Here is a 26000-nt window from a genome sequence, read left to right as displayed (position 1 = left end):
ATAATAGATTTGGTTTTCATTTTCATCAAGCTGGTACGGTGCTCCGCGTACCACTCCCGGACACTTCGAGAGGAACCATGTCCGCCCACTGCCAACTCACCGGCCGACAGCCCGGCTTCGGCCAGAACATCTCCCACTCGCACCGCCGCACCAAGCGCCGATTCGACCCCAACGTCCAGCGCAAGCGCTACTGGCTGCCGAGCGAGGGCCGCCATATCCGGCTCACCCTCAGCACCAAGGCCATCAAGACCATCGACGCCATCGGCATCGAGGCCGCCGTGGCCCGTATCCGCGCCCGGGGAGGGAAGGTCTGATGGCCAAGAAGAGCAAGATCGCCAAGAATGAGAAGCGGCGCGTGGTCGTGGCCCGCTACGCCAAGCGCCGCGCCGAACTGAAGGCGGTCATCGCCGACCCCAGGACCTCGGCGGAGGAACGGCTCGACGCCCAGCGGGAACTGCGCCGCCAGCCCCGCGACGCCAGCGCCACCCGCGTACGCAACCGCGACTCCATCGACGGCCGCCCGCGCGGCCATCTGCGCGCCTTCGGCCTCTCGCGGATCCGGCTGCGCGAGATGGCCCACGCGGGCGAACTCCCCGGGGTGACCAAGAGCAGCTGGTAACCCTCACCGGGCCACCGGACGCGGGCGGACGCCACATGCCGTACTCCGGCCCGAAGCGTCCGCACCGCGGTCCCCGCCGCGCCCGCGTTCGCACTCGCGTCGGCAGCCTCCCCGGCAGCAGATTTGGCAACGATCAACGGGCGTTACCGTCTGCCACACGGCCCTGGCCACCTAAGGTTCAGCCCTGGGGTCCTGGGTCGCGGTGCCGAGCAGCGGATCGGGCAGGTCGGCCCAGTGGTCGGGGCCGAGTGCCAGTTCACCGTCGTCAAGTACGGCGGTGTCCAGCGCGGCCCGCAGCCGGTCCGCGTCCAGTTCCGCTCCGATGAACACGATCTCGTTGCGACGCTCGCCGTAGCGGTCATCCCAGTGCCACGAGGCCAGGGTTCGACGCTCGGACGACGCGGCGCGCCACGCGCCCGTATCCCCGTCCTCCAACCAGCTCCCCGCCTGCCGCAGTTCGAGATGACGGCCGGCCGAGCGCCAGGAGATGACCGCGTCCGGGTGTGTGGCCACCCACAGGTGCCCTCGGCTGCGCACCACCGCGGGCATGACCTGGGGCAGGCTCTCCGCCAGCCGCTGGGGGTGCAACGGGCGCCGGGACCGCCACAGCACCGAGGCCACGCCACGGTCGATGCCACGGCGGCGTAGGGCGGGGGCGACGACATCGAGCCGGTCGGCCGGTCCGGCCGCGGCCCACCCGGAACCGGGCCGCGTCAAAGGCGTCAGCAAGGCGCTGTCGCGTTCTTCCCCATCGAGGAGGACCAGGGCGGACGGGTTGAGATGGGCGAGCAGAGCACGGGAGCCGTCAAGGCGGCCGTCGTCCTCCGATCCTCCATTCCGCAGGACCATCACGTGGGCAGCCTCCACTTGCCGGGCCGCGGCCTCGGCGAGCGTAAGGGGGACAGCCTGCGGATGGTCACCGAAGACGTGGGCGGCGCGGTGCACACAGCGCAGGTCGCTCAGCAGTCGGCCGGGGTCGACGCCGACGGCGAGGGGTGCGAGATCGTAGCAATCCGACAGCGGAGTCCTTCCCAGCGGGCTTCGCCACAGCTCCGCCAGAAACGGCAGGGCGTCAACGTTGTCAGGGAGCGCGAGCACGACATGCGCGCACGGGGCGGCCCTGGCGATGGCACCCAGATCCTGGCGGACAATCACTGCCGGGTCACCGGTGGCCACTTGAGACAACGAGGCCCGCTGGCGTTCATCACCACCCACGGCAAAGCGCTGCACAAAGGGGTACCGCCCCGCCACGTCTCCATGGACCGAGACCGAGAGCACCAGCACGTCGGGCGAGGCACGCCGCAGCAGGTCCAGAACGCGGCCTCGCGCTTCAGGGGTGTTGCCGGACACCACGCCCAGCAGGCCGCGCCCCCTTCCCTCACCCCCAGCCCTCACCCCTGCCCCCGTCCGATGGCAGTGACGAGCGCATAAGCAGTCCTGCGTACCCGCAACATCACCAACGGCGGCACTTCTCCTCCTCAGCGACGACCTCACAGCAGCCAGCACACTACATGGAAACGGTACCCATTTTCATGTACGGTCAGCGGGAACAACACCGACCAGGAAAGGGCCCATACGACATGGCCGTGCCCAAGCGGAAGATGTCCCGGAGCAACACCCGCCACCGCCGCGCGCAGTGGAAGGCGAGCACGCCGGAACTGGTGACCATCACCATCGACGGCCGCGAACACCAGGTACCGCGGCGGCTCGTCCCCGCCTACCGGCGCGGCCTGCTGCACCCCGAGGACTGACCGCGCCATGGCCGATCAGCTGCCGGTGACGGTCCTGTCGGGATTCCTGGGATCCGGCAAGACCACCCTCCTCAACCACCTCCTCAACAACCGCGACGGGCTACGGGTCGCCGTCATCGTCAATGACATGAGCGAGGTGAACATCGACGCCGCACTCGTCCGCGACGGCGACGCGGCCCTCTCCCGTACCGAAGAGCGCCTGGTCGAGATGACGAACGGCTGCATCTGCTGCACCCTGCGCGACGACCTGCTGGAGGAGGTGGACCGGCTCGCCAAGGAGGGACGCTTCGACTATCTCCTCATCGAGTCCAGCGGCATCTCCGAGCCCATGCCCGTCGCCGCGACCTTCGCCTTCCCCCGCGACGACGGCGCCACGCTCGGCGAGGTCGCGCGGCTCGACACCATGGTCACCGTCGTCGACGCCGCGAACTTCCTTCCCGAGCTGACCGGCGGTGACGAACTCGTCGAGCGGGGCCTGGACCAGTACGAGGACGACGAGCGCACCGTCAGCGATCTCCTCATGGACCAGGTCGAGTTCGCCGACGTCATCGTCCTCAACAAGCTCGACCTGGTCGCCCCGGAGACGGCCGAACGGCTGGCGGCGGCACTGTCCCGGCTCAACCCGGCCGCCCGTCTCCTACCCGCCACACACGGCCGGGTCGCTCCCGGGGACGTGCTCGGCACCGGCCGCTTCGACCTCGAACGCGCCCAGCAGGCCCCCGGCTGGGTGAGGGAGCTCAACGGCGACCACGTACCGGAGACCGAGGAGTACGGCATCTCCAGCACCGTCTTCCGCTCCCCCCGGCCCTTCCACCCCGCCCGACTGTGGGACTTCATCACCACGGACCTGGACACCGGGACCTACGGCGGCGTCCTGCGCTCCAAGGGCTTCTTCTGGCTGGCCACCCGCCCGCGCGTGACCGGACTGTGGTCACAGGCCGGCGCCGTCGCCCGGTTCGAACCCTCCGGAGCACGCGAGAGCCACAACGCGGCCGACGAAGCCGCCGCGCGCGGCCAGGAACTCGTCTTCATCGGCACCGGACTGCGCCCCGCCGCCCTGCACCAAGCCCTCTCCGCATGCCTGCTCACCGACGAGGAACACACGCTGGGCGCTCAGAGCTGGTCGGCCTGGCACGACCCCTTCCCCGCCTGGGAGACCTACGGCCTCGACGAGACGTGTGACCACGAGCACGGTCCACACGAGGCCGAACCCGTACCGGTGCTCTGAAACTCAGCACACCCGGCAGGCTCCGAGCGGCGCCACGTGCGGGGTCGGGCCGGGTCCGGTTCACCCCGCACACTGATCCACCACCGCTTATGCCTGGAATACCTTCGGCCCCGCACTGACCGACGAGCTGAGAGGTGTCGAAGCCGTCGAGGGAACGATCGTCGATCTGGGCGCCGGTTCAGGGAGGGGCGTCCGCGCCGTGTGCGCCGCTCTCCCGGCTGACTCCCCGGTCCTGGCCGTCGAACCGTCCCCGTCACTACGGGCGGTCCTGCTCGCCCGGATCCGCGCCTGCGCCGACGCGTCACCGTGGACTCGGGCGACGCTGCGCCTGACGGAAAACCCATCCGCCCTGGTGAGAGGCGGTGGGGAGATGTAGGAACCTCGTCTGAGGACGCGGGGATCGAGGCCGTCCTTAGCGGCGTTCAGATGCCGAGAATGAACGCCATCGCGGAACGCTGGATCGCATCATGCCGACGCGAGGCAACCGACCGCGTCCTGATCACCGGAGAGCGCCACCTGCGCCTTGTCGTCAGCGAGTACGCGGAGCACTACAACAGACACCAGCCGCGTCGATCCCTCGGACAAAGGCCACCAGACCGCCAGCGGGTGAACGCAGGTACTCAAGAGGACCACGACTCGGCATACGTCCCCGCATGAAGAGCTGGAAGATCCTCCGCAACTGCCACCTGAAAGGCGACGGCGTCCACCACGCCATGCTCGGCGCCGCCCGCTCGCTTACTCGCCGACGGCTCCGTCGATCGCCTCGCGCAGCAGGTCGGCGTGGCCGTTGTGCCGCGCGTACTCCTCGATCATGTGGGTGAGGACGTAGCGAAGCGAGATGGTCACGCCGCCGCAGTTGACGGTGTCGTCGAGGGAAGGGAAGGAAGACGCGACTGCGCGGGCACGGACGCACTCCTCGTGCCAGGCTCCGAACGCCTCATCCACGTCGGCGTCCTCGACATGGAACTCGGCGGATGTGCCGTCGACCTCGCCAGGCCAAAGCGACCTGATGTCCTCGGCGTTCAGGGCGAAGCGGAACCAGCTTCGCTCGATGGAGGCTGCGTGGCGTACCAGGCCCAAAAGTGTGAGCCCTGAGGTCGGGATCGCCTTCTGTTTGAGCTGCTCGCCGGTCAGCCCCTGGCACTTCATGGCCAGGGTGGCCCGCTGGTAGTCGAGGAACGAGGTGAGCGACGCACGGTCGTCGGCCACCTTCGAGGGGGGTATGCGCTGGTCATCGTTCACCAAACGATGATGGCAAGGACCCCCTCCCGCGAGCCACCCCTCGTGCCAAGGGCCGGATACCAACGCCCGGCCTTCCCTTTGCCACCCGGTGATCTTGGTTGTCGCGGGGTGGGGCGGCACGGCTGAGGGCGGCTCCGATCTGGCCGGATCGGCGACCGCCCTCACGCTGCGGCCACTGAGCGAGTAGAGAGCTGGGACGGCGAGGCTCGACCCCCGCGCGCGGCCGATCGGTCGGCAAGGTTGAGCCTGCGGCGTTTGCGCGGCTGATGCGACTGCCGGCACCGGTGACCACGCGATCGCGCTGCGCAGGACAGCGGTCACGAGAGGACTTCCCCCAGGCAGGGATAGTCGGTGTAGCCGCGGTGGTCGCCGCGGTAGAACGTGGTCTCGTCGGCTTCGGCGAGCGGCGCGCCGAGGCGGAGGCGGTGCACGAGGTCGGGGTTGGAGATGAACAGCGTCCCGAACGAGAGGATGTCCGCCAGCCCGTCGTCGACCAGGCGCAGTTGCCGGGGGCCGGCGGGCCAGTCGTGGTGGGTCTCGTGCGGATTGAGCATGAACACTCCTGCCCAGTGCTCCCGCAGTTTCACCGTGAGGTCGCGGTGGCCCGGAAACTCGAATACGTGCAGGTAGGCCAGGTCGCGTGGCAGACCGTCGACCAGGGTCAGGTAGAGCTCGTGCAGGTCCGGCTCGTCGAGGCCGTACGCGGTGCAGCCAGGGGAGATCCGCAGTGCGAGCCGCTCGGATCCGATGCGCGCGGCGACGGCATCAACGAGGTCGAGCGGGAACCGGACGCGCCCGGCGACGCTGCCGCCGTAACGGTCGGTGCGGCGGTTGGCATTGCCGGAGAGGAACTGCTGAATGAGGTAACCGCAGGCTCCATGCAGTTCGACACCGTCGAACCCGGCGTCGATCGCGTTCGTGGCCGCATCGGCGAAGTCGGCGATGGTATCCGCGATGCCCTGCATGGTCAGGACTTGCGGTATCGGGTACGGCTTGCGCACGGCCGGTTCGCCGCCGTGGACGCGCACGACGCCTTCGGCGGCACACGCGGACGGCGCGAGCGGGTGCAGCCCGCCACCGAGGAGTTCGGGGTGGCTGTTACGGCCGGCGTGCATGAGCTGTGCGTAGATCCGGCCGCCCGCCTCGTGCACGGCGTCGGTGACCGGGCGCCAGGACGCGACCTGCGCCGTGTCGTGCAGGCCGGGGGTGTCGGTGTAGCCCTGGCCGACACGACTGGGTTGGGCGGCTTCGGCGACGATCAGCCCGGCGGTCGCGCGCTGCCGGTAGTACTCGGCCATGAGCGGGGTCGCTGACAGGCCGTCGCCGTAGGCGCGGCGGCGGGTCAGCGGGGCCATGGCGACGCGGTTGGGCAGGGTAAGCGGTCCGATGGTGATCGGGTCGAATGCGTTGGGCATCGGGAATTCCTTCTCGGAGAGATGTATTTTCGTGCCCCGCCACAATCCCCTCGCGCTGAGCCGACAGCAGCCCGGGCAATGCCGCCACCGGGCCCGTCAGGTACTCGTACAGCGCCGTGCCAGTGGGGCACTGCACGCTCGCGTACAGGTTGGACACACCGGTGGTGGCAAGTGGTGGACACAACCGCCAGCGGCGGGGTGATTCACACGCTCGCAGCCCTCGACCTGACCACCGGCCAGATCTACTACCGGATCCCTACGGCTCCTGGCTGAACTGGATCGAGTCCGAGTTCGCCGCGCTGCGCTGCTTCGCTCTCAATGGCATAGACCACCAAACGCACGACGAGCAGAACGCCGCCACCGCCGCCCACATCCGCCGGTACAACGCCCTGATCGACGGGGAACGCGTCCGAGGGTCAGGTCACCAGGGGACGACCCCGTTGTCGTCGAAAAGCTGGCCGGTCGGGCCGTCGTCCGGCAGGGTCGCCAGCCGGATGGCGATCGCCGCGCCCTGCTCGGGGGTCTGAGTCCCGCTGAATCCGTTGAGGTCGGTGGCCACGTAACCAGGGCAGGCGTTGTTGATCAGGATGCCGGTGCCGCTCAGCTCCTTGGCGTACTGGATGGTGACGGCGTTGAGGTAGGTCTTCGTCGGCGCGTACGCCCCGCTGATCCCCCCGAGGTCAACGCCGGGCGTGGTCTGTAGGGTCAGGGAGCCGACGTGGCTGGACTGGTTGACGATCCGGGGGTGCGCCGAACGGCGCAGCAACGGCAGCATCGCATTGGTGACCCTGATGACGCCGATGACGTTGGTCTCCACCAGCCGCCGCACGGTCTCGAGGTCGATGGTCGTGGGTTCCTCCGGCCAGCCGCCGGCCACGCCGGCGTTGTTGACCAGTACGTCCAGCCGCCCCGCACGCTCCTCGATCAGTTGGACCGCGGCGATCACGCTCTCGTCGTCGGTCACGTCCAGGGGCACGCCGAAGGCGTCGGCACCAGCCGCGCGCAACTTCGCCACGGCGGCCTCCCGGCGCTGCTCGTCCCGGGCGCCGACACCGACACTCCAGCCCCGCGCACCGAGCCCGGCCGCGATCTCGTACCCGATTCCCTTGTTCGCGCCAGTGACCAGCGCGATCGTTTTCTCGTTCACGACAGCGAGCATGCCTGCGCTGCGGCCGGGCACCAACACCCTCTCGGTAGCGCAGCAATACCCGAGCGATATCGATCAGCCGTGAGCCGTCATTAGCCTGGGCGCATGGAAATACGCGAGCTGCGGTACTTCGTCGCCGTCGCCGAGGAGCTGCACTTCGGCAAGGCCGCCCAACGCCTTGGGATAGCCCAGCCGCCGCTGTCCCGCACGATCACCCAGCTCGAACGACGGCTCGGAATCGCACTGCTGGAACGCACCAGCCGCAAGGTCACCCTCACCGAGGCCGGAGCCGTGCTGCTGGCCGAAGCACGCGCGATCCTCAGCGCGGTGACCGCGGCTGAGCGGCGTACCCAACGGGCCGCGACACCACACCCCAGCCTCGTCCTCGCCGTCAAAACCGGCACCACTGGCGAGCTGCTGACCAAACTGCTCGACGCCTACGCCGCGGAACCCGGCGCAGCCACCGTCGATCTGCTGCTCTGCGAGGCACACCAGCACCAGCAGCTGCTGCGGGACGGGCAAGCCGACGTGGCTCTGCTGCACCTGCCCTTCGACTCAGCAGCCGGGCTCGACACCGAAACCCTGTGCACCGAGGGGCAGGTCGCGATCCTGCCGGCCTCACACCCGCTCGCCGACCGCCCCCAGGTACGGATGGCCGACGTCACCACCCTGCCAACGCTCCCGATGGCCCGCTGGCCCGGCCCCGGCGGCAGCTACCCAGAGGGACCCGGCGCAGAGATACGGAACCTGACACAGCTCTTCCAGCTGATCGCGCTCGGCCGTACCACCGTGGTCATTCCCGAGTCCGCCGCCGCCGACCTGCGCCGGGACCTCGCCGCCGTGCCGGTCCTGGACGCTCCGCCTGTGACAACGGTGATCGCCTGGCCGCCGCACAGCCGCCTTCGTACAGTTGCCGACCTGATCCGCGTGGCAACACGTCTTTGAACCCGGATGAGGAGGGCAACCCCCCAACGACAGCCCCGATCAAGCAACTGGCAACTGTGAACGTGTGGGGCTCGGATATTCATCGCTGCTGGTCAAAAGGCCACGGCCTCCGTCCAGGCTCGGACACCCGATCGCCGCCTCCACCGTCTGGCAGATCCTCCACACTGTCCCGCACCCGGCGCCTGCACATCGCCGGTGTCACCGCGCACCCGACCGCTGCCTGAGCCACTCAGCAAGCCCGCAACCTCGTCACTGACCTGGGCATACGCATGGACTCGCTGCGTTTCCTCATCCGGGACCGCGACAGCGCGCGATGATTATTCAAGCCCCACAGGCCGCCCACCGGCACCGGTGCAGCCGCGTCGATCACTGCCGTCACACGGTCGGACAGCACCGGGGCTCCCGGTGCCTGGAAGAACCCGCGCCTGCGATCCTCGGCACTGCTCAATCTCTCGGGCCGCTCACCCTGGATGGTTGCGGGCTGAGATCAGCGGCATCGGCACCCGGACTCCGGGTATCACCGAGATACAGGTCGAAGGGGCAATGAGTTGATGACCTCTCCCGGATGCACTCGCGCTCGGGCTCGGGCTCGGCCATGCCGGCGACGCCCTGCCCATCCCAGTCTTGAGCGCGACTCTGGACACCAGCGTCATCGCAGCATTCCAATGGACCCGCCGGGCTGCTCGCAGCTGGAACACCCGCCTTATGGCGAGAGCTGCGGGTGACACGGGGGCTGTCCAGTGAACGGCGTCTCTGGAGATGTCCGGGTTCAAGCGGAGAACGGAGGGACCATGGCCGAGATTCCGGGGCGCTCAGTAACGAGCAAGGTCGTCGCGCTTTTCGACGCCTTCGGCCCTGACTCCCCTGAGCTCACCCTCAACGAGCTCAGCGCCCGCACCGGGCTGCCCCTGTCGACGGCGCACCGGCTGGCCACCGAGCTCGTCGCGTGGGGCGGACTGGAGCGCTGTGACGGTGCCGGCTACCGGGTCGGGCTACGCATGTGGGAGCTCGGATCGCTCGCCCCTCGCGGCGAGTCGCTGCGCGACGTGGCCCTCTCGGTCATGCAGGACCTGTTCGAGGGGACCAAGGAGAACGTTCATCTCGCCGTCTGTCAGGACAGTCAGGCGCTCTACATAGAGAAGATCTCCGGGGCCGGTGCGCTGCTGGTGAAGTCGCGCCGCGGCGGGCGCCTGCCGCTGCACGCCACCGGGGTCGGCAAGGTGCTGCTGGCTCATGCGCCCAAAGAGGTGCAGGCCAATGTGCTGGCGGGGCCACTCGCGCGCTTCACCCGACACACCATCGTCGAACCTGGCCGGCTCGTCCGGGTCCTCGACGATGTACGCGAGACGGGCGTCGCCTTCGCCTACGAGGAGCTCACACTCGGGTCACTGTCGGTCGCCGCGCCCATTCGAGACGCCTCGGGAGCGGTTGTCGCAGCACTCGATGTCGTCCTGCACACCACTGGCGGACGCCCGGAACGGCTGGCGCCCGCCGTACGCACCGCCGCCATCACCATTTCCCGTGCGCTACGTGACCAGCAGATTCGCTCCCATCCCTGACTTTTGCGCGCTGCACTCCCGCTCAATGGGAACGCAGGCTTTCGCCGCACCTGCGGCAGCCACGACTGTGACCTTTGCCACCGAAACGGGAAGGTCACCCATGACTGGCAGTACACCGGACGCCGAGGGCGCGGTCCCCACCACGGAGCAGCAGCACGAGATCGACCATTACCTACAGACTTACCGCGAGATGGCGGGCTTCGTGCCACCGCGTATCCAGGCCCGTTTCGACAGCCTGGGCCGGACGAACCCAGAGCTGCTGCTTGCGCAGGAGAAGGTCCGTAACCTCGTCACCTACACCGATGTGCTGGATCAGAAGACCGTCCAGCTGATCCTGTTCGCCGTGCTGGCGGTGCAGCTGCGGGATGCGGCGAAGATCCACGGACATGCGGCCCGGCGGGCCGGGGCGAGCTGGGAAGAGCTGCAAGCCGCGATCAACCTCGCCTACCTCTTCGGTGGGGTCTCGATCGCCAATCACGCGCCGTCCATCCTGGAGGGCGTCGCCGAGCTGGAAGCCAAGGCCATCGCTGAGGAAGGCACGGTGCGATGAACAGCCGCCCGGAGCCGATCTACGACATCGCCCAGCTCGGCCACGCCGAGCTGCGCACGCCCCGGCTCGAGGAGTCCGTCGCGTTCTTCACCGAGGTCTACGGGCTGACCCTCGTCGGCGAGGACCCCGGCCGGGCGCACCTGCGTGCCTGGAACGACGACGTCCTGACCTCACTCACGCTGACGGGCGCCCCCGAGGCCGGTCTGGGCCACGTGGCGTGGCGGGCGACCAGCCCGCAGGCCCTTGAGCGACGGGTCGCCGCGCTGGAGAGGCACGGCGTCGAGGGCACCTGGCATGACGGCGACTTCGGCCACGGCAAGGCCTACCGCTACACCGGCGTCGGCGGGCACATCCAGGAGGTGTACTTCGAGACCGAGAAGTACGTGCCGCCGCCCGGCGAGGCGCCGGCCCTTCCCAACCAGCCGCAGCGCTTCGCCCCCAAGGGCGCCGCTGCCGCGCGCATCGACCACATCAACCTGCTGGTGCCGGACGTCGCCGAGGCGAGCCGCTTCCAGCAGGAGGTCCTCGGGTTCAAGCTGCGTGAGCGGCTCGTCCCCGCCGGGGGCGAGGAGGTCGGCGCTTGGCTGTCGGTCATGACGAAGGCCCACGACCTCGCGCTCACGAAAGAACCCGCCCCCACCACCGGACGGCTGCACCACCTGGCCTACGCCGTGCCCGAGACCTCGGATGTGATCCGCGCCGCCGACATCTTCCTCGAGAACGACGTGTTCATCGAGTTCGGTCCCGCCAAGCACTCGCGCACTCAAGGCTTCTTCCTCTACGTGTACGAGCCCGGCGGCAACCGCGTCGAAGTGTTCACCGGCGGGATCCACATCTTCGCGCCGGACTTCGAGACCGTCACCTGGGACACCGAGTCGAAAGGCCGCGGCACCGCATGGGGCCTGGGCGTGCCGGAGTCGTTCCACACCCACGCGACCCCGCCGTTCGCAGGGGCGCCCGCGTGACCGGGCTGACCGCGAGCTACGTGACGCTGCACGGGGCCGGGTTCACCGATCCCGCGCGCACTCCTTTCGCCGCGCGGGCCGCCGCTGCCGCGAGGGCGGGATTCACCGGGATCGGTGTGCAGTTCGCCGACCTCGCCGCGCACGGCGGGGTCGATGCCGTGCGCACCGTGGCCGCCGACGCCGGGCTCGCCGTCACCGAGGCCGAGTTCCTCGGCGGGTGGGCGCTCGCCGAGTCGGTCGCGACGCCCTCGGAGGCCGAGGTCACGCTCGCTGAGGCCGCGCGCGTCTGGGGGCCGCTCCGGGTCACCTCCGGCGAGTTCGCCGCCGGACCGGCCGATCCCGGACGCGCGGCCGACCGCCTCGCCGAGCTGGCCGCCCGGTTGGCCCCCCTCGGCGTCACCCTGGCGGTGGAGGCATTCGCCTGGGGCGCTCTGCGCGACTATCCCACCGCGCTCGACGTGGTCCGGCGCAGCGGCGCCCCGAACGCCGGAGTGATGATCGACATCTGGCACTGGTTCGCCACCGGCGCCGACACCGCCCTGCTCCACGACATCGACGTCCGCGAAGTCGCCGGCGTCCAGCTCAATGACGGTCCCCGGGTCCGCCCGGACGACCCGGACATGCTGCACAAGGCCCGTTCCACCCGGTTACTGCCGGGCAAGGGTGAACTCCCCGTCCGCGCGCTGGTCGCGGAGCTTCGCAACCTCGGCTACACCGGCCCCTGGTCGGTCGAGGTCAACGACCCGCGGTTCCGCGCCCTGCCCGTCGATGAAGCCGCACAGCGAGCGTTCGGCTCCGCCACCGCAGTCCTCGACGACTGATCCCCGGCCTCCGGCCGCCTCGGCCCGACGCTCGTCCCCGACACCGCTCGTCCTCAACACCGCTCGTCCCCGACACCGCTCGTACCTGACACAAAGGAGTGTCCTGTGTCCGATGCACTCGCAAAAACCGGCCAGACGCCGCGGAAGGCCGCGCTCGCGTCCTTCCTCGGCAGCATGGTCGAGTATTACGACTTCTTCATTTACGGATCGGCGTCGGCGCTGGTCTTCAGCCATGTGTTCTTCCCGGACGTCAGCGCGACCGTCGGTACGCTGGCCGCGCTGGCGACCTTCGCGGTCGCCTACATCGCCCGGCCGATCGGCTCGTTCTTCCTCGGCCACTTCGGCGACCGGATCGGCCGCAAGCGCGTCCTGATCTTCACGCTGGCCACCATGGGCGGTTCGACCTTCCTGATCGGCTGCCTTCCCAGCTACTCCGTCATCGGCGTCTGGGCACCGATCCTGCTGGTGCTGTGCCGCGTGGCGCAGGGGTTCTCCGCCGCAGGTGAGCAGAGCGGCGCGAGCTCGATGACCCTGGAGCATTCTCCCGAGGGCAGGCGCGGCTACTTCACCAGCTTCACCCTCTCCGGGACCCAGGCCGGGCTGGTCGTGGCGACACTGGCCTTCATCCCGGTCGCGGCCCTGCCGAGCGAGGCCCTCTATTCCTGGGGCTGGCGGGTGCCGTTCTGGGCCAGCGCCATCGTGGTGGTCGTGGCGATGTTCGTGCGCCGGACGCTGGAGGAGCCGCCCGCGTTCGAGGAGATCAAGGAGAGCGAGGAGACCGTCAGGTTCCCGCTGACGGTATTCGTCCGCCACTACTGGGGCTCGTTCCTTCGGATCGTCGTCTGCCACCTCTACGGCACGATCTCCACCACCGTGACCGTGTTCGGCCTGGGGTACGCGGTGGATCAGTGGGACATCTCGCGCTCCTCGATGCTGTGGACGATCGTGATCTCCAACATCGGCCAGGTCGTCACGATCCCGTTGTGGGCCAGGCTGTCGGACAGGATCGGCCGCCGCCCGGTGTTCGCCGTGGGCGCCCTGGGCTGCGCCGCGTCGGTGTTCGTCTACTTCTGGGCCATCACGACCTCGAACTGGTCACTCGTCGTGCTCGCCTCGGTCCTGCTGGGCTCGGTGTGCTACGCCGCGCCGAACGGCGTCTGGCCGTCCCTGTACGCGGAGATGTTCGACGCCCGGGTCCGCTACACCGGCATGGCTGTCTCGACCCAGTTCGCAAACGTGCCCCAGGGCTTCCTGCCCACCATCGCCGCGCTCATGATCGGCACAGGTGCCTTCGGCTGGGTCCCGCTCGCGATCCTGCTCGCCGTGCTCTGTCTGCTCGCCGCGGCCGCGGCCCTCGCGGGCCCCGAGACCGCTCACGTGCCGCTCGACCAGCTGGGACACACCTCCCGTCCAGCCGCAGAGACCCCCGCCGCCCGTCTGACCACCACCACCTGAGGAGCCGCCGTGCGACACGGTCGCCTACTGATCCTCAACGGCCCGAACCTGAACATGCTCGGGACCCGTGAGCCCGCCCTCTACGGCGCCGACACCCTCGCCGACGTCGAGCGCATCACCGCGCAACGCGCCGAGGCGCTCGGATACAAAGCCGATTTCCTCCAAAGCAACTGGGAAGGCGCGCTCATCGACCGGCTCCACGAAGCCCGCGGAGGCACGGACGGCGTCGTGATCAACCCGGGCGCGTTCACCCACACGTCCGTGGCACTGCGCGACGCGCTGCTGGCCTCCGAACTGCTCATCGCCGAGGTACACATCACCAACGTGCACAAGCGCGAGGAGTTCCGGCACCACTCCTACGTCTCCGACATCGCCGAAGCCGTCTTCGTCGGAGCCGGCATCCAGAGCTACATCTACGCCGTGGAGACGCTGCACCGTGCCCTCGAACGGAGGGACACCCCATGAGCGCGCTGCGGACCGGCATCGTCGGAACCGGGAAGATCGCCGTCAACCACGCCATGGCGCTACAGGCGATCCCGGGTGTCGACCTGGTGGGCGTCAGCGACGTCGAACCCGACCGTGCGGCGGCCTTCGCCGCACGGTTCGGGATTGCCGGTCATGACCCGGACCCGGAGAGTTTCCTGTCGTCCGGGCTGGACGCGATCACCGTGTGCACCCCGCACCCCTCGCACGAGCGAGTGGTGGTCGCCGCCGCCCGGCACGGTCTGCACGTGCTGTGCGAGAAGCCGATCGCGGTGACCCTCGCCGAGGCCGACCGCATGGTCACGGCCATGGAAGAGGCGGGCGTCCGGTTCGGTGTGCTGTTCCAGCGCCGCTTCTGGCCCTCGGCGGCGCGCCTGCGCGCGGCGATCGACGAGGGCAGGCTCGGCCCGCCGATCGTGGGGACGGTGACCATGCGCTGGGGCCGCGACGCCGAGTACTACGCCGAGCCGTGGCGCGGCCGCTGGGACACCGAGGGCGGCGGAGCCCTCCTCAATCAGGGCATCCACTACGTCGACCTGCTCCAGTGGTACCTCGGCACACCGGTACGGGTGTACGGCGCGATCCGCACCCTCAAACACGGCGACTGCATCGAGGTCGAGGACACCGCGGTGGCGACCGTGGAGTTCGCCTCGGGCGCGGTCGCCACGATCCAGGCGGGCACGACGTTCGCCCCGGGGCTCGGCACCACGGTGTTCGTGTCGGACGCGGCAGGCCAGGCCGCGACTGTCACGGAGTACCCGGAAGGCACCGGGCACACCGACCTGTGGACGGTGAAGGGCGAGGAGGCGTACCGGCAACTGCTCTCCACCGGGATCGACGCCGATCCGCCGCTCAGCCGGATCCACGAGGGCCTCATGCCTTTCCACCGCGAGCAGATCACCGAGTTCGTGACCGCCGTCCGTGAGGGCCGCGATCCGCTCGTCACCGGGCGGGACGCGCGCACCGCACTGGCGGTGGTGCTGGCGATCTACGAGTCGTCGCGAACCGGCCTCCCGGTGGATCTGACGTGACCGGCCGGGTCCCGCGCGAACCCTACGTGTGGGGCAGGTCCACCGGCACCCCCACCACAGCGCCCGAGGAGCACACCGTATGACCGACACGACCACCAAGGCCCGCGCCCTCTACGAGGCCCGGCGCACCCGTATCGCGATCGCCGGACTGGAAGCGGTGACGGTGTGCACCCCGCGCCCGTCGCACGGGCGTGTGGTGGTCGCCGCCCACAGGCACGCTTCGTATGTGCTGTGCGGCGAGCTCGCCGCGTCCCCACGCAAGAACGGTCCGGTGCCGGTCACCACACGTTCCGCGGTCGCCACAATCCGGGTGATCGAGCCCGTGCTCGCCTCGGCCGACCCCGAGGGGGAATCGTGACGACTCTGCTGACGGGCCTGATCGGAAGCGGGATCGGGTTCTCGCTGTCCCCCGCGATGCACGAGCGGGAGGCTGCACTCCTCGGCCTCGAGCTGCGCTACGACCTGTGGGACCTCCAGGCCCTGGGGGCCTCTCCGGGCGATGTCGGCGACCTGCTGCGGCGAGCCAGGGATGCCGGCTACCGGGGCCTCAACATCACCCATCCCTGCAAACAGCTGGTCCTCGCGCACCTGGACACCCTGTCCACTGATGCGGCAGCGATCGGCGCGGTGAACACCGTGGTCATCGGTGAGGACGGCCTCGCGGGCCACAACACCGACTGGACCGGCTTCCGGCGCGGCCTCGTCGACGGGCTCGCGGGCGCCCCGCTGGACCGGGTCGTCCTCGTCGGCGCGGGCGGGGCGGGCGCCGCGGCAGCCTACGCGCTGCTCGACCTGGGTACTGAGCGACTCGACGTCGTCGACGCCGACCCGGACCGGGCGGCTCGCCTCGCCGCCGACCTCGACCCGTACCGGGTCCGCGGTGGCAGACTCACCGAGCTCCCGACGCTGCTCGGACACACGCACGGGGTCGTGCACGCAACCCCGGTCGGAATGGCTGGTCACCCCGGCCAGGCAGTGCCCGGCAACTGCCTGCGGCCCGACCTCTGGGTCGCCGAGATCGTGTTCCGGCCGCTCCACACCGCTCTGCTCGCGGCCGCCGCCGAGGCGGGCGCGGTCTTCCTCGACGGCGGCCGGATGAACGCCCACCAGGCCGCCGATGCCTTCCGGCTGTTCACCGGCTTGGAGCCGGATCCCTCGCGGATGTACGCCCACCTGCGCGAACTCGTCGCCCCTGAAGTTTCCCGCGTTCCGCTGAGCGGGGCGCCCTCTCCCCACCCGACCGAGAGGATGTGACGGTCCCACCATGGGGCAGCAGAAGATCCCGGCGGCCATAGTCGGCCCCGGGAACATAGGCACCGACCTGCTGGCGAAGCTCGCCCACAGCCCGGTGATCGACGTCCGGTACGTCGTGGGCATCGTCGAGTCCGACGGCCTGGCCCGCGCCCGCACCCGCGGCATCGAGGCCAGCGCGGAGGGGGTGGACTGGGCGCGCGCTCGCTTCGAGGCCCTGGTCGCCGAGATCGGTGACGAGGCCTGGGTCGGTTACCACGGTCACCAGAACATGAGTTTGGGCGTCACGAACTCCGTGATCGCGCACGAGGCCGGCGTCCGCTACATCGACGGCTCACTATGCGCGCTCGGTGCCGGCGCGGGAGACTCCCCCACCGAGGTGCTCGGGGCGGTGTTCGACCGGCTCGGCGTCGCGACCGGGCTCGACGCCGGGCTGCTGCTCGACGCTGCCGAAGAGGTCGTCCGGCCGTACCTGAGCCGGTGGCCGAAGATGGACCGCAACGCGATCGTGCAGGGCTGGGCAGGGGTCTACTCAAGCTTCCTGCTGCACGCCGAGCGCGCAGCCGAGCGGTACAAGGTCCCCGCGCACGCCATCTTGCGCCGCTGCGGCGAGCGCGGCTGCGTCGGCGGCCAGGAGGACATGATCATCGACATCGCCATCGGGCCGGCCGAGGAGCAGACCACATGACCGATACGACGGCCAAGGCCCACGCTCTCTACGAGGCCCGGCGCACGCGTACCGCGATCCCGCCGTTCACCGACGCCGAACCCGGTCTCGGCATGGACGACGGCTACGCCATCCAGCAGGAGCTTGTGCGACTCCTGCTCGCCGACGGCGATCGGATCGTGGGGCACAAAGTCGGGCTCACCGCTGTCCCGATGCGGAAGGCGCTCGGCATCGACACTCCCGATTACGGACCGGTTCTGGCCTCCACCGCCTACCGCGACGGGGACGCGGTCCCGCTCGACGCGTTCGTGGCACCCAAGGTCGAGGCCGAGATCGTCTTCGTTCTGGGCGACCGGCTCGAGGGCCCGGGTGTCACCGTCACCCAGGCCCGGGCCGCCATCGCGGGTGCCGTGGCCGGGATGGAGATCATCGACTCCAGGATCGCGGACTGGCGGATCAAACTCGCCGACACCGTCGCCGACCTGGCGTCGAACGGCGCCATGGCCACCTCGAGCCGCATCGTGCCTCTCGACGATGGTCCGAACGGCTGGGATCCCCGGCTGGTCGGGATGGTTCTGACCCGCAACGGCGAATTGGTCGACACGGGCGCCGGCGCCGCCGCGCTGGGAGACCCGGTCGCCGTCGTCGCATGGCTGGCGAACACCCTGGGCGAGCACGGAGTTGCCCTGGAACCTGGGCACCTGATTCTGACGGGCGCGCTGCACGCGGCCCTTCCCATGAACCCGGGCGATGTGTTCCGGGCCGAGTTCGACCGGCTGGGCCCGGTGACGGTGAGGATCGCATGAGCGTGAACGTAAGCGAGTTGGCCGCCCGGCTGAGCAAGGCCGTTGCGGATCGTACCGCCATCACCAAGCTGACCGACGAGTTCCCCGAACTCGACATCCCCACCGGCTATCGAGTGCAGCGCGAGCTACGGTCCGCGACCGGACAGATCGCCGGCTGGAAGCTCGGCGTCACCTCACGTGCCAAGCAAGCCCAGGTCGGAGTGGACAGCCCGATCTACGGCTTCCTGCCGGCCACGGGGGCGGTGGACCTTGGCGAGCCACTGGACACCTCGGCGCTCATCCAGCCGCGCTGCGAGCCGGAGATCGTGTTCACTCTTGGTCGGGACCTCAAAGGCCCGCACATCACCGCGGCCGATGTCGTCGCCGCGTCGTCGGGGGTGGCCGTCGGTATCGAGGTGCTCGACTCCCGATTCGTGGACTACGGCTTCACCATGGCCGACGTTGTCGCGGACAACACCTCGGCGAGCCGGTTCGTCGTCGGGGTGCCGGTCACGACGTCTGGGGTCGACCTGCGCCTGGTGGGCGTCCTCCTGGAGAAGAACGGTGAGGTGGTCGCGACCGCCTCCGGAGCGGCGTCGCTGGGCCACCCGGCAGCCGCGGTCGCCTGGCTCGTCCGGCAGCTCGCCGCCGAGGACGAAGGCCTGACCGCCGGGCAGATCGTGCTCTCCGGCGGACTCACCGCCGCCGTCCCGGTCAGGCCCGGGGATGTCGTCACCGCGACCATCGATCGCCTCGGCTCAGTAGAGCTGAGCTGCCGGTGACCCAACGCTGCAAGCAGAGCGAGCACGGCCGTGTGCCGCAGCCGTGGTCCCCACGCGGCCAAGGTGCGCGCGGCGTGCGTCGGCGCTGTGGTTTGGCGGGACGGGCGAGGGCGAAGAGGTAGTCGCGTTCGTCGTCGTTCAGGTGCAGGGCGCGGGCGACCGAGGCCGGCACAGCCTCAGAGACGTGCGGCGTCGGGCGCAAGGCGGGCGCGACTCAAGCGCAGGAAATCGCCGAGTTCGCTGTTGTGCTCCATCCTGCGCTTGCCGAAAAAGTCATCCGTCCTGGTGGGCGGTGGTGCGCGCGGTGTACCGGAGGTCGACCGGCGAAGTCGCCCGTCAACTCGGCAAGGGCAAGGTCCGGTTCACGCCCAGCGATCGGGCGTTCCTGGCGGCGCTGCCGCACCGGCTGCCACCTCACGTCCTGCGAAGATTACGGCTGCTTGTACGCCCTGACACGGTGCTGCGTTGGCACCGCCCCCTCATTGCGCGCCGCCATACCGCCTCCTGCCGGCCCAAGCGTCCGGGACGGCCGCGCACCACCAGGAGCGAAGGGAGCCCCCCGTCGGGGCAGGGTGACCAAACGGGTCCCCTGCCCCGACGGAGCTCGGTCGGCCGGGCGGCGGGTTACCGGCGCCCGGCAGAGACCGGCGCCGTGTGCGGCGCTCCTCTGCTCAGCCGAAGTTCACGTCGCTGCACCACATGTAGGCCTGGTCGAGGTGCGAGGCCTGCCAGATCACGAACAGGATGTGGTGTCCGGTGTAGCCGGAGGTGCTGACGTTGAACGTGTAGTCCGTCGCCGGGCCGAAGCGGCCGGTCTGCGTGATGAAGTCGAGGTTGCCCCAGCCCAAGGTCTGGGTCTTGGGGTCGAAGCCCTGCTTGCTCACGTAGGCCCTGAAGTAGTCGGCACCGTGGGACGCCTGGTCGTGCACGTGGACCGAGAAGTTGTTGCCGACGGTGGTCGTCTTCCACTGCCCGGGCTTGTTCAGACTGGCGTTCCTCGAGAGGTTGTTGCTGCACAGCGTCCCGTTGGGGGTCTGCGACTGGAACTGGCCACCGAGACCGTCGCGGAGCGCGCTCATCCAGTTCCACATGGTGTCGGGGTTGGCCTGGAAGGCCTGCCAACACATGGGGTCTTCGGTCTGCATGGCCGGGTTCATGTGGTCGTTACCCCACCTTTCCCAGCAGTGGTACGCGCGGGAGGCGGGGCCGACGACGGAGCCGTGAGCCTGGGCGGGGGCCGACCAGGTCAGTGCGCCGACAACCACCGCGAACAGCATGGCGAGCGCCTGGAGAGGCCGGCGGAGGGCCGACCGGGAACGCCCGGTTAATGGGCTCTGTCTGCGCATATGGGGGGAACTCCTTCCAGTTGAAAGGCACCATGGGAGCGCTCCCAACCTACGACTTCTGAGTGAAATGTCAATGAAGCAAACGAAGTTGATTACAGGGGTGGGCGGCGATCAAGAAATCCGCCGTGAGCCGGGAGCGGAGGCTTCGGCGACTTCGGCGGCACGACAGTCAGAACCCTTCCCGAAACCGGAAACCAGCGTGCGGCCTGCCTGCGTTCCGCGTAATTCGGAGTTCAGAGAGCCACGCCACTGCGGGTGCCGATAAATCATTCACGCAGGTCGGCAGACTGATCACGGATCTTCGGTTCTCCTCGACGTTCACCCCCGGGGTCTTCACCTGCGCAGGACCCCGGCGGCATCATGATCTGTCGTACTGCTGCGCCTGGCCTTGCGCTTGCCGAAAATCTGTCCGTCCTGGTGGGAGACAGTGAGCGGGGGTGTTCGGGCTTCGATGGCGATCGGTTGAGACGCGCTCTCACGCGGGTATCGATCGCCGAGGAATGATGGTCGGCCGTCTGCACCCGTTACCCGCGCCGATCACCGATCCGGACCAGATCGCCAGTCTCGACATACGAAGACGCGAGCGCCTCGGCGGCATCCTCCACGAATACCGACATGCTGCATGACCTGCACGAATGAGATTTCCGGCAAGCGCACGGCGGACCTGCTGCGTGAGGTCGTGGGCTCCTGCTCGACCTCGTCGACCGCGCGGAGGTCCGCGACGCCGCGGCCGCGTGGACCGGACGGGTCAACACCGTCACCGCCCGCACGGACCGGGTGGGCGTCGACGCGTTGCTCATCCGGCCCGACGGCTGTGTCGCCTGGGCCTTGCCTACCGGGCAGGACCTCGACGCCACCACGTTGGTGCGTGCGCTGGGCACCTGGTTCGGCCAACCGGCCTGAGCGCCGTATTAACCGTCGTCTCAGGTTCGCTCCGTATGAAGTAGGCATCCAGATAAGCGATGTAACCCGTATATAGGAGGCTAGTGATGGCAGTCAACGCAGCACCGTCCGGCGAAGCGCCGGCCGGTCGGTTGGCAGGCCGATGGGTGCCGTGGTTGGTGATTGGCTTGTGGTTGGTGCTGGCGGCGGGCATGGTGCCGCTGAGTGGAAAGTTGAGCTCGGTCACCACCGACAGCGCCGTGGACACTCTGCCGGCCGGTGCCGAGTCCACCAAGGTGGCGGTGCTGGAGGACAGTCTCCCCGACGGTGACAACAACACGTTCGTCTTCGTGTACCACCGCGCCGGCGGCATGACCGACGCCGACCGCGCGACGGTCGAGCGCCACTACAACACCCTTGCCAAGCGGTACCCGCCGAAGGCGACGGCGGCGGCCGGCGAGGACGACGAGGGCTCACCGATAAGACGCTCCACCGACGGCAAGGCGATGATGTTCACCCTCGAGGTGAGCACGACCTACGGCGAACCGGAGGCCATGGTCGGCCCGTTGCGTGACGCCGCCAAGGACCGCCCCGCCGGCCTGGAACTCGACGTGACCGGCCCGGGCGCGATCGACGGCGACATGGACGCCGTCTTCGACGGCATCGACGTGCAGGTCCTCCTCACCACCATCGTCGTCGTCACGCTCCTGCTCATCCTCACCTACCGCAGCCCGGTGTTGTGGATCATCCCGCTGGTGGCCGTTGGCGCGGCCGCACTGACCGCGATGGCGACCGTCTATCTGCTCGTCAAGGGCTTCGGCATCGTGGTCAACGACCAGAACTCGGCGCTGCTGACGATCCTGGTATTCGGCGTCGGCACGGACTACGCGCTGTTGCTCATCGCTCGATATCGGGAGGCACTGCACCACCATGAGAACGTCCGGGTCGCGATGGTCCACGCGTTACGCGGCGCGGCGCCGGCCATCGTCGCGTCCGCGGCCACCGTGGTCGCCGGCCTGCTCTGCCTGCTCGTCGCGGACCTGAACAGCACCAGCGGGTTGGGCCCGATCGGTGCGGCCGGGATTCTGTGCGCGCTGGTGGCCATGCTGACGCTGTTCCCGGCGGTGCTCGTGGTGCTCGGCAGGCGGATCTTCTGGCCGGCCATCCCGCGGTTCAGCACGGCCGTGGAGGAGAAGCCGGGGCTGTGGGGACGGCTCGGCACCGCCATCAGCCGCCGCCGGTGGGTGGCGACACTCGGCTCGCTCGGAGTCCTCGGCGTGCTCGCCATCGGGCTGGCGGGCAACACCGGCGCCCTACGGGAGCAGGACCAGTTCCTGTCCGCGCCGGAGTCGGTCACCGGCTTCACCGTTCTCCGCCAGCACTTCCCGGAGCTCGGCGGCCAGCCGATGACGATCTTCACGCGGCCGGCGCACCAGGAGCGGGTGCTCGACATCGTCAAGGACACTCGCGGTGTGGCCCTGGCCATCCCGGAGCAGACCAGCCGTGGCTGGGCCAACATCTCCGTGTTCCCGACGGACGCGCCGGACACCGTCGCAGAGTACGACACGATCAAGCGGGTGCGCACCGCCGTGCACGCGGTGAGCGGGGCGGAGGCGATCGTCGGCGGGCCGAGTGCGGAGAACCTCGACACCGAGGTGACCACCAGCCGCGACGAGAAGCTGGTGATCCCGCTGGTGCTCGCCGTCGTCCTGATCGTCCTCGGGCTGCTGCTGCGCGCGATCGTGGCCCCGCTGATCCTGATGGCCACCGTGATCGTCTCATTCGCCGCAGCCTTCGGCGGCAGCGTGTTCGTCTTCGACACGATCCTCGGGTTCAAGGGTATCGACTATTCGGCGCCGGTGCTGGCATTCCTGTTCCTGGTGGCGCTCGGCGTCGACTACAACATCTTCCTGGCCAGCCGGGCCCGGGAGGAGACCGTGCGTCTCGGCACCAGAGAAGGCATGCTCAAAGCCCTCTCGGCCACCGGTGGCGTCATCACCTCGGCAGGCCTGGTCCTGGCGGCCACGTTCGCGGTCCTCGCCACACTTCCGCTGGTGATGCTGATCGAGGTCGGGTTCCTGGTCGCCTTCGGCGTGCTGCTCGACGCCCTGCTGGTGCGGTCGGTCCTGGTGCCCGCCCTCACCCTGCTGATCGGCCGGCGGATCTGGTGGCCGAGTCGGCTGTCCCGTCCAGTGGCGGAGCTGCCGGACGGTCAACAGTCGCTCGGCGACGACGAGGAGCCCGCGCTGCAACGGTGAGCGCGGCGGCACGGACGAGATCCGGGACGGGGCCCCAGGCCCGTCCCGGATTTTTTCATGGGCCCGACGGTCGCCGCCCTTTGGTCCTGCGCCGTGCGGCCGGGGCTGGGGTCGGCGCACCGCGGTGTCCTGCCCCGACGGTGAGCCGCGCGGGGCCATGCCCGAGGGCCGCCGTCCCTTGTCCTGCGCCGCGCCGCCGGGGCGGGTCAGCGCACCACGGCCGGAAGGTCGACCCGAAGCAGCGCACCACCGCGTGCGGAGCGGGCGACGGTGGCCCGGCCGCCGTGGGCGTCGACGACCCGCTGCACGATCGACAGCCCCAGACCGGATCCCGGCAACGCCCGGGCGCTGTCGGCACGGTAGAACCGGTCGAACACCCGCGGTACGTCGGCGGCGTCGATGCCCGGCCCGGCGTCGTCGACCTCGAGCACCGCCGACGCGCCCTCGGCACGGAGCCGGACCTGGACCGGCTGGTCCGCGGGGGACCACTTGCCGGCGTTGTCGATGAGGTTGAGCACCGCCCGCTGGAGCGCAGCGGGACGCCCGTTCACCCACACGGAGGTCACGTCGAGCGCGACCTCGATGTCGGGCACGCGGGAACGCGCCCGGGTCTCGGCGGCCACCACCACGTCGGCGAGGTCGAGCAGCTCGGTGCTCTCGTCGCTGACGTCACCGCGCGCCAGGTCGGTCAGCTCGGCGGCAAGGGTGCTCAACTCGGCCACCTGGGCGCCGAGATCGTTGAGCAGCCGGGTCCGGCTCTCCGCCGGCAGTGCGCTGTCCAGGGTGCCGCGCCGATCGAGCCGGATCAGCAGCTCGACGTTGAGGCGCAGGCTGGTGAGCGGGGTCTTGAGCTCGTGGGCGGCGTCCTCGGCGAGCAGCCGCTGGGCCCGCCGGGAGTCCCGGAGCGCGGCGAGCATGTCGTTGATCGACTGGATCAGCCGCCGGATCTCCCCACCGCCCTCATCCGGGATGTCGGCGTCGAGATCCCGGGTGTGCGCAACACGTACCGCGGCGGCGGTCAGTCGGTCGATCGGTGCCAGCCCGGTCCGCGCCACGGTCCGCCCGACAAGGGTGCCGCCGGCCACGCAGAGCAGCCCGATCAGCAGCATGCCGAACCCGAACTGGTTGATCGGGCTGTCGTCGGCGACACGGGCCACCTGGACCGCGCCGTCGCCCGCCCGCAGAGTGTAGATGCGGTAGCCCTCGTCGTCGCTGTCCCTCGACTCCATCAGGTCGGCCGACGCGCCCTGCGCCACGCGCCCGGCGTGCTCGCTGACCGGGGGCAGCGCGGGTTGGCCGACCGGCGTCCGGGTCGAGCCGTCGGGCAGGATGACCCGCACCAGCTGACCGGATCCGGGATACGGCGGTAGCTGGACCTGCGCCAGACCGGCGCGCTCCGCGGTCGTCGCCAGGACGCGGGAGTCGGCGCGCAGCTGATTCTCGGCGGTGTCCCGCAGCTCCCAGCCCAGCAGCTCGCTGGCCACCTGGAAGGCCACGAACACGCTGACCGCGATGGCCGTCGCCGCGATCACCGTCAGCCTGGTCCGCAGGGACCGCCGGCGCCACCATCGGGTCAGCCGGCGCGGTTCCCGGCCGGCGGGCCTGCTCACGGAGGAGTATCCCGCAGCACGTAACCCAGGCCGCGCAGCGTGTAGATCAATCGCGGCTCACCCTCGGCCTCCATCTTGCGGCGCAGGTAGCTCACGTATACCTGGAGGTTGTTGGCGGTGGAGCTCATGCCGAAGCCCCAGATCGCCTCGAACAGCGCGTCGCGGGTCAAGACCCGGGTCGCGTTGCACACGAGGACCTCCAGGAGGGAGAACTCGGTCCGGGTCAGGTGCAGCGGCCGCCCGCCACGCCACGCCTCGAACCTGTCGGGATCGAGCCGGACGTCGGCGAACGACAGGATCTGCGACTCCCCGTCGGTCGGCGTGCGCCGACGCAGCAGGGCCCGCACCCGGGCCAGCAACTCCTCGGTGGCGAACGGCTTGGGCAGGTAGTCGTCGGCACCCGCGTCCAGCCCCGTGACCCGGTCGGAAACCTGGTCACGGGCGGTCAGCATCAGCACCGGCAGATCCCGACCCGCGGCCCGCAACCGCCGGCAGGTCTCCAACCCGCCGAGGCGGGGCATCATCACGTCGAGGAGCAGCAGATCCAGCGTGTCACCGCTGGCCCCACCGACCCCGTCGAGCACGGCGAGACCGTTGGCGACGGTGCTGGTGTCGTAACCCTCGACCTGGAGCACCCGCTCCAGCGACTCACGGATGGCCGGGTCATCATCCGCGATCATGATCCGCACGCCGGCCCGCCCCCTTCCAGTCGATGCTTTTTGCCGCTCATTGTCTCCGATCAACCTGAGACCAGGATTAGCGCGTCGCTGGGGACCGTGCTCTGGAGCGTAGGAAGTCCGCCCGGGTGCTGGCGGACCGCTCGGGTGCTGGATCGATGCCGGCCTCCTGCAAGATCTCCCAGACGGTGGAAGCGGCCACCTTCACGCCCAGGACAAGCAGTTCGCCGTGCAGGCGCCGATACCCCCAACCGGGGTTCTCCCGCGCCAGGCGCAGCACCAGGGCCCGCACGGAGTGAACGGTCCGAGGCCGTCCCGAGCGCTTGGGCCGGGAGGCGGCAGCATGGCGGCGTACGAGAAGGTCGCGGTGCCAGCGCAGCACCGTGTCCGGACGCACCAGCAGCCGCACTCCGCGGAGCCCACAGACTTGAGTTGCTGGACCACACCGTTGACGTCGTAGTTGTTGACCCGCGTGTTCCACTGGTCGATCGTCGGGAAGATTCCCGTGTTGTAGGCCGAGGTAGGGCAGCT

The 26000-nt window shown here is 69.6% G+C and carries 27 protein-coding genes and 2 pseudogenes; 21 read left to right on the top strand and 8 right to left on the bottom strand.

The window, feature by feature from the left end; genetic code table 11:
• Window positions 1-77 precede the first annotated feature (77 nt).
• A complete protein-coding gene (gene rpmB, locus ACT2CW_RS37960; protein ID WP_164430854.1) occupies window positions 78-314 on the top strand; it encodes a 50S ribosomal protein L28 in 237 nt (78 codons plus the stop codon).
• Complete coding sequence (rpsN, locus tag ACT2CW_RS37955; protein WP_086883009.1) at window positions 314-619, top strand: 30S ribosomal protein S14; 306 nt, start codon at window positions 314-316, stop codon at window positions 617-619. Before rpmB ends, rpsN begins: the two co-directional genes overlap by 1 nt.
• Window positions 620-790: 171 nt before the next feature.
• Here rpsN and ACT2CW_RS37950 read toward each other — a convergent pair whose 3' ends face one another.
• Window positions 791-1969, bottom strand: a complete 1179-nt coding sequence (locus ACT2CW_RS37950; protein ID WP_445519867.1) for a GTP-binding protein — start codon at window positions 1967-1969, stop codon at window positions 791-793.
• Window positions 1970-2199: 230 nt separating this feature from the next.
• Between ACT2CW_RS37950 and rpmF the strand changes: the two genes are divergently transcribed.
• From rpmF to ACT2CW_RS37930, 4 genes and pseudogenes are all read left to right on the top strand, one after another.
• The gene (rpmF, locus tag ACT2CW_RS37945) at window positions 2200-2370 is read left to right on the top strand and encodes a 50S ribosomal protein L32 (protein WP_060944632.1); all 171 of its coding nucleotides are present in this window, start codon (window positions 2200-2202) and stop codon (window positions 2368-2370) included.
• 7 nt (window positions 2371-2377) lie between these two features.
• Window positions 2378-3598: a GTP-binding protein gene (locus ACT2CW_RS37940; RefSeq protein ID WP_445519866.1), complete on the top strand. Its 1221-nt coding sequence runs from the start codon at window positions 2378-2380 to the stop codon at window positions 3596-3598.
• A 306-nt stretch (window positions 3599-3904) separates the two neighbouring features.
• On the top strand, window positions 3905-4255 hold the full coding sequence (locus ACT2CW_RS37935; protein WP_445519865.1) for an integrase core domain-containing protein: 351 nt from the start codon (window positions 3905-3907) through the stop codon (window positions 4253-4255).
• A pseudogene (locus ACT2CW_RS37930) lies at window positions 4249-4329 on the top strand (IS5/IS1182 family transposase); the annotation flags it as partial. The gene ACT2CW_RS37935 and the pseudogene ACT2CW_RS37930, both read left to right, overlap by 7 nt.
• A gap of 4 nt (window positions 4330-4333) precedes the next feature.
• Here ACT2CW_RS37930 and ACT2CW_RS37925 read toward each other — a convergent pair.
• The 3 genes from ACT2CW_RS37925 to ACT2CW_RS37915 all read right to left on the bottom strand — a co-directional run bounded on the left by ACT2CW_RS37925 (window position 4334) and on the right by ACT2CW_RS37915 (window position 7414).
• Complete coding sequence (locus ACT2CW_RS37925) at window positions 4334-4840, bottom strand: DinB family protein (protein WP_445519864.1); 507 nt, start codon at window positions 4838-4840, stop codon at window positions 4334-4336.
• A gap of 317 nt (window positions 4841-5157) precedes the next feature.
• A complete protein-coding gene (locus tag ACT2CW_RS37920; RefSeq protein WP_445519863.1) occupies window positions 5158-6255 on the bottom strand; it encodes an alkene reductase in 1098 nt (365 codons plus the stop codon).
• Between the two features lie 421 nt (window positions 6256-6676).
• On the bottom strand, window positions 6677-7414 hold the full coding sequence (locus tag ACT2CW_RS37915) for an SDR family oxidoreductase (RefSeq protein ID WP_445519862.1): 738 nt from the start codon (window positions 7412-7414) through the stop codon (window positions 6677-6679).
• A 93-nt stretch (window positions 7415-7507) separates the two neighbouring features.
• Here ACT2CW_RS37915 and ACT2CW_RS37910 point away from each other — a divergent pair, with 93 nt between their 5' ends.
• The 13 genes from ACT2CW_RS37910 to ACT2CW_RS37850 all read left to right on the top strand — a co-directional run bounded on the left by ACT2CW_RS37910 (window position 7508) and on the right by ACT2CW_RS37850 (window position 18696).
• Window positions 7508-8347 carry a LysR family transcriptional regulator gene (locus ACT2CW_RS37910; RefSeq protein WP_445519861.1) on the top strand — a complete coding sequence of 280 codons (840 nt, stop codon included), beginning with the start codon at window positions 7508-7510 and terminating at the stop codon, window positions 8345-8347.
• Window positions 8348-9138: 791 nt separating this feature from the next.
• Window positions 9139-9906: an IclR family transcriptional regulator gene (locus tag ACT2CW_RS37905; protein WP_445519860.1), complete on the top strand. Its 768-nt coding sequence runs from the start codon at window positions 9139-9141 to the stop codon at window positions 9904-9906.
• A 100-nt stretch (window positions 9907-10006) separates the two neighbouring features.
• On the top strand, window positions 10007-10456 hold the full coding sequence (locus tag ACT2CW_RS37900) for a carboxymuconolactone decarboxylase family protein (RefSeq protein WP_050800077.1): 450 nt from the start codon (window positions 10007-10009) through the stop codon (window positions 10454-10456).
• Window positions 10453-11421: a VOC family protein gene (locus ACT2CW_RS37895; protein WP_182470108.1), complete on the top strand. Its 969-nt coding sequence runs from the start codon at window positions 10453-10455 to the stop codon at window positions 11419-11421. Before ACT2CW_RS37900 ends, ACT2CW_RS37895 begins: the two co-directional genes overlap by 4 nt.
• A complete protein-coding gene (locus ACT2CW_RS37890; protein ID WP_445519859.1) occupies window positions 11418-12242 on the top strand; it encodes a sugar phosphate isomerase/epimerase family protein in 825 nt (274 codons plus the stop codon). The genes ACT2CW_RS37895 and ACT2CW_RS37890 overlap by 4 nt, the downstream gene beginning before the upstream one ends.
• Before the next feature lie 105 nt (window positions 12243-12347).
• On the top strand, window positions 12348-13697 hold the full coding sequence (locus ACT2CW_RS37885; RefSeq protein ID WP_445519858.1) for an MFS transporter: 1350 nt from the start codon (window positions 12348-12350) through the stop codon (window positions 13695-13697).
• Window positions 13698-13706: 9 nt separating this feature from the next.
• Window positions 13707-14162: a type II 3-dehydroquinate dehydratase gene (gene aroQ / locus ACT2CW_RS37880; protein ID WP_445519857.1), complete on the top strand. Its 456-nt coding sequence runs from the start codon at window positions 13707-13709 to the stop codon at window positions 14160-14162.
• A complete protein-coding gene (locus tag ACT2CW_RS37875) occupies window positions 14159-15211 on the top strand; it encodes a Gfo/Idh/MocA family protein (RefSeq protein ID WP_445519856.1) in 1053 nt (350 codons plus the stop codon). Before aroQ ends, ACT2CW_RS37875 begins: the two co-directional genes overlap by 4 nt.
• Window positions 15212-15290: 79 nt before the next feature.
• Window positions 15291-15569 (top strand): hypothetical protein, encoded by a 279-nt coding sequence (locus ACT2CW_RS37870; RefSeq protein WP_445519855.1) that lies wholly within the window; start codon window positions 15291-15293, stop codon window positions 15567-15569.
• Complete coding sequence (locus ACT2CW_RS37865; RefSeq protein WP_445519854.1) at window positions 15566-16465, top strand: shikimate dehydrogenase; 900 nt, start codon at window positions 15566-15568, stop codon at window positions 16463-16465. The genes ACT2CW_RS37870 and ACT2CW_RS37865 overlap by 4 nt, the downstream gene beginning before the upstream one ends.
• Window positions 16466-16475: 10 nt before the next feature.
• Window positions 16476-17150, top strand: coding sequence for a hypothetical protein (locus ACT2CW_RS37860; RefSeq protein ID WP_445519853.1), 675 nt, complete (start codon window positions 16476-16478; stop codon window positions 17148-17150).
• The gene (locus tag ACT2CW_RS37855; protein WP_445519852.1) at window positions 17147-17935 is read left to right on the top strand and encodes a 2-keto-4-pentenoate hydratase; all 789 of its coding nucleotides are present in this window, start codon (window positions 17147-17149) and stop codon (window positions 17933-17935) included. Before ACT2CW_RS37860 ends, ACT2CW_RS37855 begins: the two co-directional genes overlap by 4 nt.
• Window positions 17932-18696: a 2-keto-4-pentenoate hydratase gene (locus ACT2CW_RS37850; protein ID WP_164430878.1), complete on the top strand. Its 765-nt coding sequence runs from the start codon at window positions 17932-17934 to the stop codon at window positions 18694-18696. The genes ACT2CW_RS37855 and ACT2CW_RS37850 overlap by 4 nt, the downstream gene beginning before the upstream one ends.
• Window positions 18697-19367: 671 nt before the next feature.
• On the opposite strand, the gene ACT2CW_RS37845 is transcribed toward ACT2CW_RS37850, so the two are convergent.
• Window positions 19368-19973, bottom strand: coding sequence for a lytic polysaccharide monooxygenase auxiliary activity family 9 protein (locus ACT2CW_RS37845; protein WP_445519851.1), 606 nt, complete (start codon window positions 19971-19973; stop codon window positions 19368-19370).
• 756 nt (window positions 19974-20729) lie between these two features.
• On the opposite strand from ACT2CW_RS37845, the gene ACT2CW_RS37840 reads away from it, so the two are divergent.
• Window positions 20730-20945: an aromatic-ring hydroxylase C-terminal domain-containing protein gene (locus tag ACT2CW_RS37840; RefSeq protein ID WP_445519895.1), complete on the top strand. Its 216-nt coding sequence runs from the start codon at window positions 20730-20732 to the stop codon at window positions 20943-20945.
• 86 nt (window positions 20946-21031) lie between these two features.
• The gene (locus ACT2CW_RS37835) at window positions 21032-23182 is read left to right on the top strand and encodes an MMPL family transporter (RefSeq protein ID WP_445519850.1); all 2151 of its coding nucleotides are present in this window, start codon (window positions 21032-21034) and stop codon (window positions 23180-23182) included.
• A 206-nt stretch (window positions 23183-23388) separates the two neighbouring features.
• Here ACT2CW_RS37835 and ACT2CW_RS37830 read toward each other — a convergent pair whose 3' ends face one another.
• The 3 genes and pseudogenes from ACT2CW_RS37830 to ACT2CW_RS37820 all read right to left on the bottom strand — a co-directional run.
• Window positions 23389-24792, bottom strand: a complete 1404-nt coding sequence (locus ACT2CW_RS37830) for a HAMP domain-containing sensor histidine kinase (protein ID WP_445519849.1) — start codon at window positions 24790-24792, stop codon at window positions 23389-23391.
• Window positions 24789-25481 (bottom strand): response regulator transcription factor, encoded by a 693-nt coding sequence (locus ACT2CW_RS37825; protein ID WP_445519848.1) that lies wholly within the window; start codon window positions 25479-25481, stop codon window positions 24789-24791. Before ACT2CW_RS37825 ends, ACT2CW_RS37830 begins: the two co-directional genes overlap by 4 nt.
• 88 nt (window positions 25482-25569) lie before the next feature.
• A pseudogene (locus tag ACT2CW_RS37820) lies at window positions 25570-25878 on the bottom strand (helix-turn-helix domain-containing protein); the annotation flags it as partial.
• Window positions 25879-26000 lie beyond the last annotated feature (122 nt).

Source organism: Streptomyces sp. NEAU-174, assembly GCF_052665095.1.
This window is presented reverse-complemented; position numbering and strand designations above follow the sequence as displayed.

Excerpts from the sequence above, each read along its gene's own strand:
- rpmB (WP_164430854.1), top strand. The coding sequence starts at position 78 with ATGTCCGCCCACTGCCAACTCACCGGCCGACAGCCCGGCTTCGGCCAG.
- rpsN (WP_086883009.1), top strand. The coding sequence starts at position 314 with ATGGCCAAGAAGAGCAAGATCGCCAAGAATGAGAAGCGGCGCGTGGTC.
- rpmF (WP_060944632.1), top strand. The coding sequence starts at position 2,200 with ATGGCCGTGCCCAAGCGGAAGATGTCCCGGAGCAACACCCGCCACCGC.
- ACT2CW_RS37940 (WP_445519866.1), top strand. The coding sequence starts at position 2,378 with ATGGCCGATCAGCTGCCGGTGACGGTCCTGTCGGGATTCCTGGGATCC.
- ACT2CW_RS37920 (WP_445519863.1), bottom strand. The coding sequence starts at position 6,255 with ATGCCCAACGCATTCGACCCGATCACCATCGGACCGCTTACCCTGCCC.
- ACT2CW_RS37915 (WP_445519862.1), bottom strand. The coding sequence starts at position 7,414 with ATGCTCGCTGTCGTGAACGAGAAAACGATCGCGCTGGTCACTGGCGCG.
- ACT2CW_RS37910 (WP_445519861.1), top strand. The coding sequence starts at position 7,508 with ATGGAAATACGCGAGCTGCGGTACTTCGTCGCCGTCGCCGAGGAGCTG.
- ACT2CW_RS37905 (WP_445519860.1), top strand. The coding sequence starts at position 9,139 with ATGGCCGAGATTCCGGGGCGCTCAGTAACGAGCAAGGTCGTCGCGCTT.
- ACT2CW_RS37900 (WP_050800077.1), top strand. The coding sequence starts at position 10,007 with ATGACTGGCAGTACACCGGACGCCGAGGGCGCGGTCCCCACCACGGAG.
- ACT2CW_RS37895 (WP_182470108.1), top strand. The coding sequence starts at position 10,453 with ATGAACAGCCGCCCGGAGCCGATCTACGACATCGCCCAGCTCGGCCAC.
- ACT2CW_RS37875 (WP_445519856.1), top strand. The coding sequence starts at position 14,159 with ATGAGCGCGCTGCGGACCGGCATCGTCGGAACCGGGAAGATCGCCGTC.
- ACT2CW_RS37870 (WP_445519855.1), top strand. The coding sequence starts at position 15,291 with ATGACCGACACGACCACCAAGGCCCGCGCCCTCTACGAGGCCCGGCGC.
- ACT2CW_RS37860 (WP_445519853.1), top strand. The coding sequence starts at position 16,476 with ATGGGGCAGCAGAAGATCCCGGCGGCCATAGTCGGCCCCGGGAACATA.
- ACT2CW_RS37855 (WP_445519852.1), top strand. The coding sequence starts at position 17,147 with ATGACCGATACGACGGCCAAGGCCCACGCTCTCTACGAGGCCCGGCGC.
- ACT2CW_RS37850 (WP_164430878.1), top strand. The coding sequence starts at position 17,932 with ATGAGCGTGAACGTAAGCGAGTTGGCCGCCCGGCTGAGCAAGGCCGTT.
- ACT2CW_RS37845 (WP_445519851.1), bottom strand. The coding sequence starts at position 19,973 with ATGCTGTTCGCGGTGGTTGTCGGCGCACTGACCTGGTCGGCCCCCGCC.
- ACT2CW_RS37835 (WP_445519850.1), top strand. The coding sequence starts at position 21,032 with ATGGCAGTCAACGCAGCACCGTCCGGCGAAGCGCCGGCCGGTCGGTTG.